At 42.9% G+C, this 17727-nt stretch carries 15 protein-coding genes and 1 tRNA gene; 1 reads left to right on the top strand and 15 read right to left on the bottom strand.

Translation table 11 applies throughout. The annotated features are described in order from the left end of the window. Nucleotides 1-85: 85 nt before the first annotated feature. The 3 genes from OKW21_RS19590 to OKW21_RS19600 form a co-directional block, all read right to left on the bottom strand. The gene (locus OKW21_RS19590; protein ID WP_277482387.1) at nt 86-2362 is read right to left on the bottom strand and encodes a glycosyl hydrolase family 95 catalytic domain-containing protein; all 2277 of its coding nucleotides are present in this window, start codon (nt 2360-2362) and stop codon (nt 86-88) included. 163 nt (nt 2363-2525) lie between these two features. After that, nucleotides 2526-3275: a sialate O-acetylesterase gene (locus OKW21_RS19595; protein ID WP_277482390.1), complete on the bottom strand. Its 750-nt coding sequence runs from the start codon at nt 3273-3275 to the stop codon at nt 2526-2528. Between the two features lie 8 nt (nt 3276-3283). After that, complete coding sequence (locus tag OKW21_RS19600) at nt 3284-4663, bottom strand: alpha-L-fucosidase (protein ID WP_277482392.1); 1380 nt, start codon at nt 4661-4663, stop codon at nt 3284-3286. A gap of 183 nt (nt 4664-4846) precedes the next feature. Here OKW21_RS19600 and OKW21_RS19605 point away from each other — a divergent pair, with 183 nt between their 5' ends. Next, on the top strand, nt 4847-5953 hold the full coding sequence (locus OKW21_RS19605) for an ISAs1 family transposase (protein ID WP_277482395.1): 1107 nt from the start codon (nt 4847-4849) through the stop codon (nt 5951-5953). 305 nt (nt 5954-6258) lie between these two features. Here the strand turns inward: OKW21_RS19605 and OKW21_RS19610 are convergent, their stop codons facing one another. The 12 genes from OKW21_RS19610 to OKW21_RS19660 form a co-directional block, all read right to left on the bottom strand. Then, a complete protein-coding gene (locus tag OKW21_RS19610; RefSeq protein ID WP_277482398.1) occupies nt 6259-7770 on the bottom strand; it encodes a RagB/SusD family nutrient uptake outer membrane protein in 1512 nt (503 codons plus the stop codon). A gap of 17 nt (nt 7771-7787) precedes the next feature. Further along, nucleotides 7788-11225, bottom strand: a complete 3438-nt coding sequence (locus OKW21_RS19615) for a SusC/RagA family TonB-linked outer membrane protein (RefSeq protein WP_277482401.1) — start codon at nt 11223-11225, stop codon at nt 7788-7790. A gap of 60 nt (nt 11226-11285) precedes the next feature. Further along, a complete protein-coding gene (locus OKW21_RS19620; protein WP_277482406.1) occupies nt 11286-12320 on the bottom strand; it encodes a FecR family protein in 1035 nt (344 codons plus the stop codon). Between the two features lie 159 nt (nt 12321-12479). Further along, nucleotides 12480-13115: an RNA polymerase sigma factor gene (locus tag OKW21_RS19625; RefSeq protein WP_277482408.1), complete on the bottom strand. Its 636-nt coding sequence runs from the start codon at nt 13113-13115 to the stop codon at nt 12480-12482. A gap of 646 nt (nt 13116-13761) precedes the next feature. Then, a tRNA-Arg gene (locus OKW21_RS19630) sits at nt 13762-13833 on the bottom strand. A 123-nt stretch (nt 13834-13956) separates the two neighbouring features. Continuing rightward, nucleotides 13957-14094, bottom strand: a complete 138-nt coding sequence (locus OKW21_RS32590; RefSeq protein ID WP_338130073.1) for a hypothetical protein — start codon at nt 14092-14094, stop codon at nt 13957-13959. 37 nt (nt 14095-14131) lie between these two features. Beyond that, entirely contained in the window at nt 14132-14458 is a 327-nt protein-coding gene (locus OKW21_RS32595) for a rhodanese-like domain-containing protein (protein ID WP_338130074.1), read from the bottom strand. 101 nt (nt 14459-14559) lie between these two features. Beyond that, a complete protein-coding gene (locus OKW21_RS19640) occupies nt 14560-14814 on the bottom strand; it encodes a hypothetical protein (protein ID WP_277482410.1) in 255 nt (84 codons plus the stop codon). Next, a complete protein-coding gene (locus OKW21_RS19645) occupies nt 14777-14941 on the bottom strand; it encodes a hypothetical protein (protein ID WP_277482413.1) in 165 nt (54 codons plus the stop codon). The genes OKW21_RS19640 and OKW21_RS19645 overlap by 38 nt, the downstream gene beginning before the upstream one ends. Nucleotides 14942-14988: 47 nt before the next feature. Beyond that, nucleotides 14989-15300: a rhodanese-like domain-containing protein gene (locus OKW21_RS19650; protein WP_277482416.1), complete on the bottom strand. Its 312-nt coding sequence runs from the start codon at nt 15298-15300 to the stop codon at nt 14989-14991. A 110-nt stretch (nt 15301-15410) separates the two neighbouring features. Beyond that, entirely contained in the window at nt 15411-16064 is a 654-nt protein-coding gene (locus tag OKW21_RS19655; RefSeq protein ID WP_277482418.1) for a peroxiredoxin, read from the bottom strand. Between the two features lie 142 nt (nt 16065-16206). Next, on the bottom strand, nt 16207-17616 hold the full coding sequence (locus OKW21_RS19660; protein ID WP_277482426.1) for an MBL fold metallo-hydrolase: 1410 nt from the start codon (nt 17614-17616) through the stop codon (nt 16207-16209). Nucleotides 17617-17727: the final 111 nt, after the last annotated feature.

Below are 17727 nucleotides of genomic sequence, written 5' to 3' on the forward strand. Positions count from 1 at the left end.
CACTAGTGGGTATTTTATTAAAAACCACACACTTTATCTGTAATTTTTTATATAAAAATTTACTAAAGGATACAAATAGCGTATGTTATTGAGCTTCTAGCATGATAGTTTGATTTCTGGTAGTTTGTATGATAATTGTATTGTTCTTAAGCTCATAAGCAGCACCTGAGCTGTAAGAATCTGATCCAAAAGGATTGACAATACGGAGGATACCACCTTTTTCAGATGATATCTCTACATGACTGACTTTATTGTTTTTCATCTCAGCCGAGACCACAAAGGCTCCCTGAGCTCTCAACCCACTGAAACTTACCTGGCCCCAGTGATCAGGTATTGCAGGGAAAATACGTATAGCATCCGCATGGCTCTGCATGAGCATCTCCTGAAGACCAGCAGCAAAAGCAAAATTTCCTTCCAAAGTAAAAGGACGATAAGTAGCACTGGTATATCCTTTTCCTGATTGATCGCCATTGACATGGAAGCTATTAGGCAAACAGAAGGCTGAAGCAAAGATTTGCAAAGCTTCCGCCGCGCTTTCCCCGTCAAAAGCACGAGCTTTCATATTAGCCAGCCAACTGAATGAATAACCTACCCATTGCTTTGTCCCTAGGGAGTCCAGTGTGGCTAGGGTATTATCAATAATTTCTTGTTGCGTCTTTCCTTGTGAATAATCCAGAAGACCCAATGGATGAAAGCCAACCATATAAGAATGGTGACGGTGTGATTCGGCAAGAGGGTGTTCAGGAGCCAGCAGTAAACCAAGTTCAGAATCAACTGCCAGAGCTGGCCATTGGGACAAATACTCCACCCAAAGTTGAGCCTCCTCTTCCTTATTGAGCACCAATGCTAATTCAGCAGCCTTTTCAAAGGTCCAGCGTATCAGTGCCAGATCAAAATTTGTGGTCTCTTTAAACCATGCCTGCACTGAGTTATTATAAATTTCCGGAGAGGCACTGATCGGAAGAGAGCGGTACCCATTTTCATCCACTACCGAGATATTGTGTAAATAAATCGCAACATCAGCGATCCAGGGGTATGCCCGGCTTCTCAGAAATTCCTGATCCATACTGTAGCGCCATTCAAGGTAGAAGTGATGACCTAACCAAGCGGCAACGGTAGGGCCAAGCGCATACTGAATCCAGCCTCCCATCGGGTCGCCATCCAGCGTGGTGACTCCCGGAGCATTTAAACCTTCTACACCAAAGTAATCTTCAGTATACTTTTTAAAAGTGTCTCGCTTGTTCCATAACCAATTCGTATATCCCGAAGCTAGTTTTAAATGGTTACCGGTATAGGCTGGCCAGTAGCTTAGTTGTGTATTGAGATCATGGTGAAAGTCACCTTTCCAGGGAGGAAGCTTGCCGTTGTCTGCGGTCCACACCGCTTGCAGCGAAATAGGTGGGGTATCGCTCCGAGCTACGCTGCCAAATTTGTACATCTCCCGGTAGTACTGCTTCTCCAGCAATGCGTCGGGCAAGTCAAGCATGGACTGATTCCAGTAGGATGTCCACCAATTTACATGAGATGGCCAAATAGCTTGATCCAGATTTCCATCTATAAGGGGGAGTCGGGCTTTTTTATTATTTGAGATTGTCCAGAGGCCGACCAGTTTGTTACCGGAAACCTTCTGCCATTTTACCAACACTTCGTAAAAACTATCTTCGTAGGTAGGTTGATGATAGTGAATGACATTATCATTTTCGGTCAGCGTTCCTTTCGGATAGCCTAACCTCTGTAAGCTCTGTCCATCTACTGAATTAGCGGGGCCTGCCTCTGCTAATGAGGCATAGTCGGGTATTATCAATTGAGGCAATATGTTTTCCGGTAGATTCTCCAGGATAAAAACTCCGTAATTTTGTGTCGCATGGACATAGGTATGTAAACTTCCTTTGTTTTCAAACTCAATAGAGTTTAAGCCATTTTGCAGATTCAATTCGTTGGATATCACCTTTCCTAACTTAGCCAAGTCAAACTCTAAAGCAGCGCCTGGAATTTTGGTAGGCGCGGCGTTCTGTTCGTAGGGAACATCGCCCAGCTGTTGTACAGAATCATATTGGTTACGCTTCACTTTCTTAATGACCCAGCTAAACTTTAATTTGTCTATGCCCGGCATAGGGCGGTCATCCCACAGGTCTACTCTGTCCAGTGACATTCTCAGCCTGTTTTCTTTTTTCCAGACCAGCGCACCTAGCATGCCATTACCCATAGGCATGCCTTCATCCCATCGCTGAGCGAGGGAGTCAAACTTAAGATTATGCTCTTCATGAGGTGGATGAGGTAATTGCCATTTCTTCGCGCTTAATAAGTGAAATGGTAACACCATCATGACCATGAGAAACAGTACTTTACCCGTGTATTTCATATCTTTTAAATAAATTTCAATTTATTCCTTATAAGCTGGGTTTGAATTAGGCATTCGGGCATTTATACTAGTTCTCCAGTAGTGCAGCAGATTTCTTAACTCCTGGGTCTTTGCGGGGTTTGAAGAGGAAAGATCATTGAGTTCGCCTATATCATTTACCAGTTTATACAATTCTACGTGCCTTTTCTTCATAAAACTCAATAAGTTTAAATTGCCCTGATCTGACAGCTACTGAAGGCCTACCTCCCAATCTGTCTCGGTGGACCGGAATGACATGCCCATAAACAAATAACATCTTTCTAACGCCAAACTGTTGCCGCACTCTTTTGATAAAGTGGTTTAAGTTTTGCCCATAGTTTTCTGAATGAACCAAACCCGCTATATCTCGAGCATCTCCCTCACCCTGCTGCCAAAACATGCCCTTAACTTCAGGAGAGAACCCCTGATGGCGTAGCTGTGCCAAGCCCTCTTCCACCGTATCAACAAAATACCTGAACTGCTTTCCGGAGTGTGCAGTATCCTCTTTATTTTCCCCCAGATACCAGTCTTCATAAAGATTGGGGCCTGAATAAGCATGTTTAATCAAGGCAACCTTTTGTTCATGGTAGTGTTCTTGAAGTCTGGTTCCCAAAGAAAGCTCTACACCAAATTTATCAGGTGTTTCAGAAGCCTGGTACAAAGGCTGCCAGGTATAGGGGGCTTTTCCTTTCAGCAAATGGGAGTGGAAAATCATTACACTAGTGTCGATAGCAACATTCGGTGGCAAATTGACTAAATATCCCTGTCCGGTAGCGTTAAATTGTCCGCCAATTAAGTAGACACCAACTGGGTTTTGCTGAGAAAACAAGTTATAGCCAGAGAACAGCAACAAAGTCCAAAAGAATGGGAGATAGCTTAAGGTGATTGCTTTCATAAACAAGATTACTCAATATAAGTGACAGCTAAGTTTTGAATGACCGGCTCCATCACTGCTTCTTCTACGCTTAACTTTACTTCTGAAACTTTTTGGGTAGCAAACCTGGCAATATGCTTGTGGCCGATGCTGCTGCCTTCATATAGGGTAAGCCATTTGTCATCATCTTTACCTTCTACCACAAACTTTCGTACTCTTTCGCCCTGGGCGATATCCTCTTCTATGATCAGATGATTGATGGACTGAGGCTGTTCTAATGACAGAATAAGCTGCTTTCCTTTACCCGAGGTTCGGGCAATCGGTTGAGAGAACCTTCTGTCAATTTCTTCGCCCCACTCCTGCAATCGTTTCACGTCAGCCTCAGGAAGTAGGCCCCGGGGATCAGGTGTTAGCCCCAAGATTAAGGTAGAATTTCTTCCCACTGACTTGTAATACATTTCCATGAGGTTTTCCAACGGATAGATATGCTTTTCATCGTCAGGTTCCCAAAACCACTCATGGCCACCATCGTAACCACGAAGTGGCGCATCGCTCATGGCAGGCATATAGTACTGCCCATCGGGAAAGCCGTACTTCAGCGGCTTAAACCCAATATCGTCGCCCCGCCTGGCAAACCATGAAGGGGCGTTGTAGGTACCCCAGCAGGGATAGGGTACCGTGCCTGTCTCGCTGCCCCCCCAGCGTATATCAGCTCGTTGCAAATTGTGATAAAACAAACCGTTAGGTTGATACTTCTCAAAGATGGATAGCACATCGGGACCACCCTGTTCAGGACCGTGGGCACCACCATCAAACCAGACAATGGCCAAATCTCCATAGCGGGAGCAAAGCTCTTCTACCATGCCTTCACAGATTCGGTTGTAATGCTCCTGCCGGTTTTTGGAGAATTCTCCTTCACCCTGAACTTTGAAGTCGTGAATGCCATAAAAAGCATTCCAGCGTATCCCGATATAGATACCGGGTTTGATGCCGTATTTCCGGCAAGAGCTGACAAAGTCTCTGACGATATCTCCCTTTCCTCCTTTCCAATTTACCGCTTTGAGGCTGTAGGGATTCACATCGCTTTGGTACAGCGCGAAGCCTGTCTCATGGGTCGCGGTCAGGATGGCGATCTTAGCCCCCATATCTTTGACCGCTCGTATCCACTGATCAGTGTCTAATGCTTCAGGCTTGAAGATGTTATGATCAGCGATGGGATTGATTCTATTCTGTGACTGATTATAGATTTTGCCGTCAAACACATGAAGATCGTAGTGAAATACCGCCACCAGCTCGGCATCTTGCCATGCTAACTGAGCAGGGCTGGGCAGTGGTACTTTTGAAGCTTCCTGCCCCAGAGCTGTATGGTGAATGAGGAGAAGTATTAGGTACAACAGCATTTTATTCATAAAAAAAGTGCATGTGGTCAAGTTTGTATGGCTGATAAGAAACAATGAACCATTGGTTAGAAAGTTTTATGGGAAATAAAGGTCATACTCAAATATGCCTAATGTCCAGGTGAAAAAGTATCAAATAATCAGGTTAAACGCATTAAAAGTACAAGAATAACATGTAAAGCGTAGCTTTGCCGGATGAATTGGCAAAAGTTTTTTGATAGTGTGCCTGATTTCAGGATAAATCGGCGTAAGAAGCACCAATTGGTGGATATTTTAGTGATAGCCTTATGTGCTATTGTAAGCGGGGCTGACGATTTTGAAGAGATTGAGGCTTATGGGAAACGTAAGGAGTCATTCTTAAAGGGGTTTTTAGATTTACCCAATGGTATTCCATCTCATGACACTTTTAATCGGGTGTTCAAATACATGGACAAAAATGCCTTTGGTGAATGTTTGTATAGTTGGTCTAAAGAATTGTTGGGGTTTATTTACAGTCATATCACCCAAATAAATGTGGATGGTAAAGTGCTCCGAGGTACGGCCAAGGCAGGGTTCAAGAAAAGTGGCATCTGTATTATTAGTGCTTGGGTGGCTGAACAGCATCTGGTTCTAGGACAAGAGAAGGTAGATACTAAAAGTAATGAAAAAACGGCTATTCCCGAACTGTTGAAGTCCTTAGCTCTGGAAGGCTGTTTAGTGAGTAGCGATGCGGCAGGCTGTCAAGTAAAGAATGCCGACCTGATTGTTGAAAAGGGTGGAGATTATTTGATAGCCATCAAAAAAGATCATAAGCATATTTATGAGCAGATCACAGATTGGATGGATAGAAGAAAGATATATTTGCCAGTGGATGAGTGGGTAGATTTTGGCAGTGGCAGGATAGAGCGCAGAAACTGCTATGTTGAATCTAACCTTAAATTACTTGATGACTTGTCAGCATGGAAGCACCTAAAGTCAATCGTAATGATAGAAGCCCACAGAGAAAAAAATGGCAAAACGACCTTAGAGAAACGTTTCTATTTGAGTAGCCTGAAAGCCTCTACTAAAGAGTTTAACCAGTTAGTCAGAAATCACTGGAGTATCGAAAACCAGCTTCATTGGAAGTTAGATGTTATCTTCCGAGAGGACAGTAGCAGAACTAAATCGGGGAATGCGGCCGAAAATTTGACTACCGCCCGTAAGCTAGCCTTGCAACTTCTTCATCAGATCAAAGATAAAGAAAGTATTAAGAACAGAAGGAAAATAGCAGGGTGGGATGACCATTACCTAATTCGAATCCTCCAGAGATTAAATCAAAATTAAATGCGTTTAACCTGTCAAATAATGGAAAGAAAAGAAATGACAAACAGATTTATTATGCAAAAGCTGTGGCAAACAATAGCATTATTTGTTGAGCAAGTCATCCATATTGCTCGGAGACTTTTCCAGCTTAACTATTGAGCAATCAGGCAGATATTCAATATTTTACCAACGCTCCCCTCCTTACTGTGCCTCGATAATTAGAACATTTCTATGGGATTATCACCAATCTAAGACGCTTGGCTGTGAAGCACAGAGAGTTGACCGTGTGTCTGCTCGATCAACTCTCTATAATGTTACTATTTTTATCAATATCCCGGATTTTGCTTCAGATTATTGTTGATATCCATCTCACTCTGAGGAAAGGGAAACAGATAATGCTTAGAGGGATCAAACTCCCGGTAAGCACCATTAGGCCTTAACAGGGTAGGAATATAGGTCTCTGCAGTTTTCCAACGTTTAATGTCGCTATATCTCAACCCTTCTAGTGCCAGTTCTACTCTTCTTTCATTCCTGATACGTGTCCTCATTTCGTCCTGTGACAGTCCTGACGGTAATGGTGGCATATCAATACCGGGCCTGGCTCGCACTTCGTTTACTGCTGCATATACCGATGGATCGGGACCTACTGCTTCATTCTGGGCTTCGGCATAATTTAATAGAACTTCAGCATAACGTATCAAGATCCAGTCGTGTTCACTTCTGGTGGAATAGTCCACCGGCAACTCTTCAACATCTACGAATTTAGCAGGCTCATATCCTGTGGATGATGGATTGTTATAATCGTATTCAACTACTTCTCCTGAAGAAAGAACTGCTGGGTCTTCAAAAGCCTTTAGTGTAAGAAGCATTCTCGGATCTCTGTTCGCCTTCCAGTCGTCAGGATCATAAAGAGGTGATGCATTGATAGGAAGCCCATCAGTGCATTCGTACGCATCGACTAACTCCTGACGAGGATTCAGTATCCCCCACCACTGTAGCTGGATATCCTGCTGGTTAAAATTATCAGGGTTTAAAAACCTGGTTGAAAATAAAATTTCAGGATTATTATCCTGCCCATAGTGTAAAAACAAGTTTTTAAAATCTTCATACAGCATGAATCTGCCGTCCGTCATCACCTCCCTGGCTACTGCAGCTGCTTCTTGCCAGGCTCCCTGATGAAGCAGCACTCTGGACTTAAGTGCTAAAGCCGAAGCTTTTACAGCATGTCCATTATAGATTTCACTGGGAAGGTAAGCAATGGCTTCGTCCAAATCGCTAAGTATTTGTGTCACCACCGCTTCTTTTGTGCTTTGCTGTACCTTGGCTTCTTCCAGGGTAATGGGTGCGGTATAAAGGGGTACTCCCCCGTAGAACTCAGTAAGCCTAAAGTAAAAAAAAGCTCTCAAAAAGAGTACTTCACCTTTGTATTGGTTCAAAGTAGTTTCTTTTATGTCTGTCCTCTCAATATTCGCCAGAAAATTATTACAGGCAGCAATTCCTACGTAGCAATTGGCATAGATATCACTGACGAGACCTCCCGAGTTGGCTTCAACCTCACCGGCAGCAAGGTTATTGATTGGGCCGGTACCCGATATACCGCTTTGCTCAGAATCCCCTCCCAATACAGAATAATAAACCATCGGAAAAGTAAAGGAAGGATTATTCAAGGTTGAGTAAACACCTGCCAGTGCCATTTCAGCGTCGGCCTGAGAGTTCCAAAAAGTAGGTCCTGAAATCTGATCCAGAGGGTTTAGGTCTAGCTCATTGCAGGAAAGCAATAACAACATAAAACTTCCGATCAGGGCTTTAGCGATGTTATGTTTTATATAGTGGTTCATGATATTATAGTTTATCGTTAAAGTTTAACTCTTACGCCTAAGGTCAGAATCCTTACTTGCGGGTAAGCTGTAAACCAGTTATTGTCGAAAGCTTCAGGGTCTGCTCCGGGATAATCCGTGATTGTAAACAGGTTATCACCTGACGCATATACCCTTAAGTCTTTAAGGCCAATATTTTCGGTAAGCCTTACAGGGAGATGGTACTCGATCAGCAAATTTTTCAAACGAAAATAAGAAGCATCCTGCAGCCAATAGGTACTGGCCGTCCCCGTTACCGGACCGTATCCATTGGCAAACATAGCGGGGTAGCTGTTGGTAGAATTTTCAGAAGTCCACCTATTTTCTACAAATTCGACCGGAGGGGGTGAACCCTGCATATAGTTTCCTAAACCCCACGATAAGACACGATTATTGACTTTCTGCCCTTCAACTCCCTGGAAAAAAGCTGTCAGGCTCAAATTCTTCCAGCTTAAGTTCATGCTACCACCATAAATAAAATCAGGATATGCTCCATCAACGACAACCCGATCATCCGCATCAATTCTGTTGTCACCGTTCTGGTCTTTATATTTCAGGTCACCTGGTTTGGGGTTAAATGGATGCTCAGGCCCTTCATCTATTTCAGCCTGGTTTTGAAAAATCCCGACCCACTCAACCAGATAATGAGAATTCCAGGGAAGCCCCTCTTGTATCGTTCTTTCTCCATAGGCAGGAGCCAATATTCTGTCTACCTCATTTCTGTTGCGGGATGCATTAACAGAGATATTGTAACCAAAATCTCCTAGTTGTTGACCATGTCCCAAAGCAAGCTCAATACCCGTATTGCTCATTTTACCAAAATTTACTGTGGGAGCAGCCAGGCCTACGCTGGCAGGAACAGGAATGTTATAAAGAATATCATCGGTAACCTTATCGTACCAGTCAATAGTGGCATTAAATACCCCCCCATTTACGACCAGGTCTAAGCCAATATCCGTCATCGTAGTGGTTTCCCATTTTAAGTCTTGGTCGACCAAACGTGTTTGTCTCACCCCTGCTGAAGTTGAGCTTCCAAATGGATAGGCAGTTGTAGACAAGACCTCCTGGTAAGGATAGATCCCTACATTTTGATTTCCCAGCTTACCCCATGAGGCCCTTAATTTGAGATTGTCCAGCCAGCTTACCCCTTGTGCAAAAGCTTCTTCAGAGATCCTCCAGGCACCTGATACGGATGGGAAAAAACCCCATCGGTTGTCTGGTGATATTCTTGAGGTTCCATCGTATCGGGCATTTGCTTCTATGAGATACTTGTCATTGTAATTATATGCGAGACGACCAAAAAAAGAACTGATGGCCCATTCATAAGCAGAACCACCAGTGCTTTGTCCTTCAGGTGAACCTGCATCAAGTTCTTTGAGCTCGTTGGTGGGAAACAATTGTCTGGACCCATTCAACGAACGGGAGAAAAATGACTCCTGGTTATACCCAGCCAAAGCATTTAAATAATGTCCCCCTTTGAAATCTTTTTCGTAATTGAGCGTAGAATAAAGTGTTGTAAGCGTACTTTGAGAAGCTGTTTCCCTAACCCCAAGGCGCCAGGTAGCATTATTATGGGCATAAGAGCCATCCTCAAAAAAATAGTTGTCTACCGGGTGCTCATGCCCCTTGTAAAAACCGTCCGTCAGAGAAAATGCAACCTTAGTCTTCCAGGTTAGATTATCATGGAGTTGAATATCCGCAAAGAACTGTGGCATTATATTATAGTCGTCTTGTATGATTGACCCGCTCGCATCCTGGGCATCAGGATTTCTTACGGTCCATTCCGCAATGCTCGGGCTGTACCTTGCTACGTATCCGGTAGACCCATCCGGCAATGTCATGGTCGGTGTATAGTTGGGGCCTGCACCATAGATAGCCAGAATTTGATAATCCACATCATTGTCCCAGGCACTTTTGGTAATGTCTTTCTTCACAAACTGAATCTGGCCGCCCAGTTTGAGCCAGTCGGTTACCTGGGAGTTAATGGAGAAAAGAGAGCTATATTTTTTAAAATCATAGATGCTGGTAATCCCATCCTGGTCAAAATACCCTACTGATAAATTGAAAGCCGTTTTATCGTTTCCTCCATTCAAACTCAAGTGATGATTTTGGGCAAGCCCGGTTCTGAAACTATGGTCTATCCAGTCAAAATTCGGATAATTTACAGGGTCATTAGGATTGTTTCTGAACGCGTCAATTGTAGCTTGAGAAAAGTGCGGAGCAGCTCCACCTCTAATTCTGGCTTCATTCCATAATTCCATATAATCAGCAGAATTAGTCAGTAATTCCGGTAGGCGGGTAGCCTGATGGGCCTGAACATTTCCGTGGTAAGATATGGAAAGCGGCCTGTTTTTCCCTTCTTTGGTAGTCACGAGAATAACCCCATTTGCGGCGCGGGCACCGTAAATTGCACTTGAGGCAGCATCTTTCAACACTGAAATAGACTCAATATCATCGGGGTTTAAATTAGACATATCGCCAGCCACGCCATTAATGAGCACCAGGGGATCACTCCCGGCACTACTAAAGGTTCCGGTTCCCCGGATACGAATTGAGTTTCGTTCATCCCCCGGTTTTGCAAAAGGCTGCGTAATCTGAACACCTGAAACCCTCCCTTGCAGTAAGTTGGTTGGGTTGGATACTGGCCGTTGAACAAGCTCATCACCCTCGACAGCAGCTACTGATCCTGTCAAGTTTACTTTCTTCTGTTCTCCATACCCTACCACAACAATTTCCTCCAGCTGGCTTATGTCCTCCTGCAATGTGATATTGATGACAGAACGGTTGTCAATAGCTTCTTCCCAGCTAAGATATCCTACTGAACTGAATACCAGTGTACCTTCTTCCGGGGCTTCCAGGCTGTAATTACCTCCAATATCAGTAATCGTGCCTTGCGTAGTACCTTTTACCAGTACGTTCACTCCCGGCAGGGGCTCATTTCCTTCCTGAGAAGTAACTTTCCCTGTAATTACCAATACCTGTCTGCGATTATCCATGGCTATTCGATGAACCGTTGTAAGTTTCGGATAAATACTGCTACCCTGCTTTAGCGTCGGTCTGATGTTCGGAACATTGTCCACATTCTGCCGGGCGGCTTTCTTTTCTATCATATAATTAGACTCATCCAGTCTGGTAGACTTTAAGCCTAATGGAGATAGTACTTTTTGCAATACGACTTCCAGCTTTTCTTCTCCGATTGCCGTTTCTTGTATCAGCTGTTCATTTACATGTTCCTCATCAAAAAAGAAATTTACCTTGTGGGACTCTCCGAGTTCTTCCAGGAAATGGATCAATAATTTTTGTTCTTTCCGCTTTTGCTTTACCGGATCGGCAACCAAGCCCAGTGAAGCCAGCTGCTGAGCCTGCAGCGGCATTACCATGCTGCCCAACAGGCACCATAGTAATAATCTGGCAGGTTGTAGTAGTAGTTTTGACATGTTCTCTAAAATTAAAAAGTTCAACAAATATTGAGTACTCTTATCTCAGCTTACCCCTTGTTATGGAGCAGCATCTTTTTCTATCAGAATGACATTCTGGCCTTGAATTATACTGACCCCGTATAGCTTTTCCAGCATATCCAAAAATGCAGGGATATATTTGGTAAACACAGGGGCTGTAGAACTGATCTTCCTATCCTGTACATCGGGGCTTATCTCTACTTCATACCCGTAGGTGTCCCGCAGCATTTGCGCTACTTCCTGTAAGCTGGAATTGTCAAACACAAACTGGTTGCTTTTCCAGGCATCATATACTTCCACGTTCACCAACTCTTTGGACAGGAAAGCTGAGGTATCCGAAACCCGAGCCAATTCGCCTGGCAATAGGGCAATGGTCTTTTGCTCTCTTTTAAGGAGTATCTTTCCGGAATTCAATACCACTTCCGTGCTTTGCCGACGCTGCTTCACATTGAATTCAGTGCCGAGTACCTCCACCTCCACCTGCGGAGTGTGTACTACAAACTTCACCCTGGTATCCGGTTTTGCTTGCTGTGGATGATTTACTTTCTGTACTTCAAAAAAAGCCTCTCCTCTTAGCCATACTTCCCGTACTGATTGGCTCTCCCAGTTATTATGGAACTTTAGCGTGCTGTTGGCATTCAGGGTTACCAAAGAGCCATCCGGCAGCGATATCATTCGTTTTTCTCCGTAACTGGTGCTAAGCGTTTCATGAGCTGAAAGGGATACAAAGTACAGTAGTCCAGCCATCAGGGGAAATAGCAAAAAGGCTGCATAGCGGTACAAACGGTGTAAATACCATGATCTGCTTGCAGTTGGCGCTTCTTCAGCTACTGAAATCCGGGAATTGATATGTACCCAAATGCCTCTTTCCTCTTCCGGGGAGAGTGAATACTGTTCAAAGGGCATAGCCTGAATGAAAGCTTTCGCCTCCATTACTGCAGTTTGCTTTTCCGGGTGTTTGGCCAGCCAGCTTTCCCAGAAATACCGGGCATCTTCATCCTGAGCAACTACCCACTGCTGGAAGTATTTATCCAGCGCAAACTCTTGGGCAGTATAGGAGGTATAGTCCTGCATTGTACTAGTTAAGGATCAGTATACAAAGGGAGCAAAACAGAAAAGTTATCCTCCTTTAGGAAATTTTTTTTATTATTTGAGTAAAAACGGCAGAGATAGCACCCGAATGTGGTGATCCTTCGCCAGGGATTTGGATAGGATGAAGAGTAGTTGCTGTACTTAAACGACTACATAAAGGGTAAGAAATATCGTCAGCAGCAGCGGCTTCAACTGCTTAACTTTCTTTTTTAGCGTCTTTGCAGCCTTCCAGGCCAGTGTATATACTGAACGGGTAGTAATGCCCATGAGTCCGGCAATCGCTTTGTACTTCATGTTATGATAATAAAGTAAAAAGGTCACCTCCTTTTGTTGAGGAGAGAGACTTTCTAATGCTCTTTCCAGACACTGTTTCTGTAACTGAATACTTTCCTGCTGAATAAGATCATGATCAAAAGGGGTAACCAACTTTACTGTACTTGCTTCCTGATATCTGTACTGTCTTATTGCCGCTTTGGTATACTTCTCTTCATTTTCAATAATTCTTCGCCTCAAAGCAGTGAAGAGGTAAAACTTAATGGCTGTGGTCTTTCCCAGGCTTTCCTTATTTTGCCATAAGGATACAAAAAGATCCTGCATGGCGTCTTTTACCTGGTCGTGCTGTTTGCAGATCTGTCTGCCGTAGTTATAAAGCTGAGATGAATACTGTTTATAAATACAGTGAAAGGCCTGATGATTACCGTTTTTAAACTCCTCCCACAAGGCTTCATCAGTCCACTGATTCAGGTCGCCAAGGTTTGTGTGGGATAGGTCAGGCATAGTAAAAAATTTCGAAATAGTATGTATACAAATAATATAAATTATACATATTTTCAAAATTCTTGAATCTGACTTTGCTGCCAATGCCTTTTTTGTCAGAAGTAAAACGCACTTGATGATTTTAGACTTACCTCCTTAGTATAGGCATGGCTATAGTCTTGTACCAATTCTCAAACCATGAGCTGCATCCCTCTATCATACTGCCATTTGAAATGTACACGTTGCAATAATGACAGAAATTGTTGTCTGGAAGCATGAGTATACAGATCTCCATTTGCAAACCATGACCTGGTTTTCTCAGTTGATTTCTTCTTCTTTTCTATTCCCAGTTTTAGAAAGGTTTGACTAAACAGGTTACTTTGAGTTTAGGTACTGCTTCTTTTATCTAAGATTTTCTTTAAGCACCTAAAACTTTATTTGAACAGTTATTATGTTTTGCGTTGTTCAATGCCAGCTTGTACGCTTCCAGGGGTTGACAGTTTTACAACGTAAAAGACTTACCTGGCAAAGAATTTTTCAGCGCAAATATGCATACTAACTTTTTTAGCTTCACTGTTAAGGGGCTTACAAATGGGTGCTAATTTGGATCCTATTATTGCAAAACACCTTCTATCCTCGTTTTAACAACCAAAGGAAAGATTGAGAGTAGCCCCGACAGGAATCGAACCTGTATCTAAAGTTTAGGAAACTTCTATTCTATCCATTGAACTACGGGGCCAGTAAAACTGGTACTGAAAAGTGAACGTCTAGTCTACTTCATTCAGTCAGTTTATCAGCGCTGCAAAACTAATAAAATACATTACCTATGGCAACCAAAATTTGAGCGCTAAGCAAAAGAATTCTAGTCGTATACTTTCTCTCCCTGCTTAAGCCAAATTCCCCAAACTCTATCGTAGGCATGAACTTTTTCAGTAGGTTGTCCCGAGGAATCTACCACGTCTTGGCCTTGGTTGACCCACTCAAATATCCCGCCGTACAAATTAGAAACATTTTTGAAACCAGCTGCTCTGAGTTTTTCAGTTACTTTTATCACTTCGGTAACCGACACTACAGTATACTACGAGCTCCTGATTTTTTGAGAACTCTTCCACACGCTCTAATGAAAAATCATCATAGCCTACCCAATGAGCCCCCTTGATTCTGCTCACATTATACTCTTCTTTCTCCCTTGCATCCAGCAGAATAACTTCATTACTTTTCATTTCCGCTACCGATACTTCAGGTACTGAATGCCCCAACAAAGTAGAGAGCATTACATCATAAGCTGTACTCTCTACCTCCTGGGCATGTATTGAAGAACTGACTAAATAACAGATAAGCAGCAGTAAATAATTTTTTATCATTAAATATTTCTTTGTTTTCCTATTAAACTTAGCAATTGTACTGAGCGATAGTCTCTACAGAAACACATGACAAGCCAGATAGTTCTGTTTGATTAATTGGATTACCTCTCTTGATCATGCCTTAAACGCTGCACAATGGCATAGATTAAATATAGCCAGGGAGCCCCATGGAGGAGCAGGTCAAAGTAGTCCATGGCTTGCATCCCCTCGGCACCACCCAATAGCCAGCTGATCTTTCCCACGATATGAGGCTCGGGGACAAAAGGAGCCAGGCCGAGCGTAAAGGCAAATACTAAGGCGAACAATAAATTCTGGCCTTTATTTTCTTTCTTCAAGGGCTTTGAGTCTTTTCTCAATTTCAATCAGTTTATGTAGGATGATAATGTGTGTTTTCTTGGCATCTATTCCAACTACACTTTCGCTACTCGCAATCATCTTTTCAATTTCCTCATATATTTCCTGAGGTACTATTTCTTTTTCCATAAGGTGTGTATTTAAGTAATGACGTAAGAAAATCAACAATTACCTTATCAGGCTACCTTGACACTTCTCCAGGCACCTATTCCTCCAGCCAGGTTATAAAGGTTTTCAAAACCCATATCAGCCATCAATGCACATGCATTCGCACTGCGATTCCCACTTCTGCAGTATACCAGGTAGTGCTTTGACTTATCTAAGTTCTCAACTTTACTTCTGAATGCAGGATCAAAAAGATTGATGGCTATATGGCCCGAAATTGCTTCTTCGGCAACTTCTCCCGGAGTGCGTACATCTAGCACTACATATCCTTCTTTCTTTCTAAGCTCATTGAACGCTTCAGGACTTATGTTACTATATTTCATGGGTCTTTTTTTAAATAGATTAAACATCATTTTGATAGTTAATGATTAATGGTTTTTCTGTACTTCAAACGTAAGGTTGCCCTGATGGACAGACCTGGTATTCTTGTTGTTTAAATGGCCTTTTTCGCCAGATAAAAATCTACTTTCTCTATACTTTCATCAGCCAGCCTCGCATCCATTTCTTCCAAGGTTTTGGGCGGAGGCACAATTACTTTATCTCCTTTTTTCCAGTCCAGGGGCATGGCTACCGAGTACTTATCTGAAGTCTGTAGTGCTTCCAGAGCTCTCAGTATCTCATCCATATTTCGGCCAACATTGAGGGGATAGTACATGATCAACCTGACTTTCTTGCTGGGATCAATGAAGAATACGGCCCGTACCGCAGCGGTTTCGCTTTCGTTGGGCTGTAGCATACCATAATGTTTCGAAACCTTCATGTCCAGATCGGCGATAATGGGAAAATCAAAGTAGACGCCAGTATTTTGTCTTACATTATTTACCCAACCCAGATGAGCATGTACACTGTCAATGCTCAGGCCAAGCAATTCGGTATTTAACGCTTCAAATTCATCTTTTCTCCTGGCAAAACCACTCATCTCGGTAGTACATACAGGTGTAAAATCGGCGGGGTGAGAAAACATAACTACCCACCTATCATGGGCAAATTCTGAAAAGCGGATTTTGCCTTTGGTAGTAACAGCTTCAAAATCGGGAGCGAGATCTCCGATTCTGGGCATCTGCATAGGTGTTTCTTTATCTTCCATGACAAGTATCTTTTATAGTGTGTATAGTTAAATGAACGGCTTTTTAGTGTGCTATGCTGTAACAAAGGTTACACAAGGCTTCAATAAAAAAGCCCCGGTTCAAAAAACCGAGGCTTTATCAATCTCACGCAAAGTTTGAAAACTACAACATGGTTTCGGGTTCATGATATTGCGTTACTTTGATACAGGATTTCTTGATTTCGTTAAAACCACCGCGAATATTAACAATTTGATTGTAACCTCTGGCTTTCAAGATTGAAGTAGCAATCATAGAGCGATAGCCTCCCTGGCAGTGCAGATAGTACTGGGTGTCTTTGTTAATTTTTGACATGTTTCTATTGATAAAGTCCAGGGGAAAATTTACCGCTCCTTCAATATGCTGAGATTCATATTCACTCTGCTTCCTTACGTCCAGTACATTCAGCCTTTCTGTGTCGTATAAGTTGGTAAAATCATGTGGACCAACTTCTTTTACAGTATCTATATCTTTTCCGGCTTCTTGCCAGGTCTGCATACCCCCATCTAAATAGCCCAGGGTATTGTCATAGCCTACCCGGGACAAACGCGTAACCACTTCTTCCTCTTTACCTTTCTCAGCAAGGAAAACAACAGGCTGCTTTAGGTCTGTAATCAACGCACCAACCCAGGGAGCAAATTTGTCATCCAGGCCGATCCAGATAGCGCCGGGGATGAACCCTTTTATAAAGTCTGCCTGGGGTCTGGTATCCAGAATCATGGCGCTCTTTCTTTCTACTACGTCCACAAATTGCTCAACATCAAGTGGCAGCACACCTCTATCCAAAACTTCATCTATACTTTCATAGCCCATTTTGTTCATGACAGCGTTTTTGGGGAAATACTGGGGAGGTTCTACCAATCCGGTAGTTACTTCCTTAATAAACTCATCCTTTGTCATATCTGCACGCAGCGCATAATTGAACATTTTCTGATTGCCCAAAGTATCAGTAGTTTCAGCACTCATATTTTTGCCACAGGCCGAGCCAGCTCCATGACCAGGATAGACAATCACCTCATCAGGCAAAGACATAATCTTGTTTCTTAGTGAATCGTAGAGGTGAACGGCCAAATCTTCCCTGCTCAAATCAGTTTTTACTGCCAGGTCAGGACGCCCCACATCCCCAATGAACAAAGTATCACCGGTAAAGATAGCAGTCTCTTTACCTTCATTATCAATCAGTAAAAAAGTACTGGACTCCATGGTGTGGCCAGGCGTGTGCAACACTTTTATTTTGATATCTCCTAAGGGTAGCATTTCTCCATCTGTAGCCACGTGTGCCTCAAAATTGGGTTGAGCAGTAGGTCCGTAAACGATCTTAGCACCGGTTTTTTTGGCCAGATCAATGTGACCCGACACAAAGTCGGCGTGAAAGTGCGTTTCCAGAACATATTTTATTTTCGCGCCGTTCTCTTTTGCTTTTTCTATGTAAGGCGCTACCTCTCTGAGAGGATCAACGATGGCTACTTCACCCTCAGACTCTATATAATAGGCAGCTTCTGCCAGACATCCGGTATAAATTTGTTCTACTTTCATAATACTTTTTGTTTGATGACTATACTATAAATAACGGATTTCAGCACCTGAAAGAGTGTTACTAATGTTACACATAAAAGTGACTATTGTCATGCACAAACCTCTTTCCCT

The sequence above is a fragment of the Catalinimonas alkaloidigena genome, from assembly GCF_029504655.1.
Classification (GTDB): Bacteria; Bacteroidota; Bacteroidia; order Cytophagales; family Cyclobacteriaceae; genus Catalinimonas; species Catalinimonas alkaloidigena.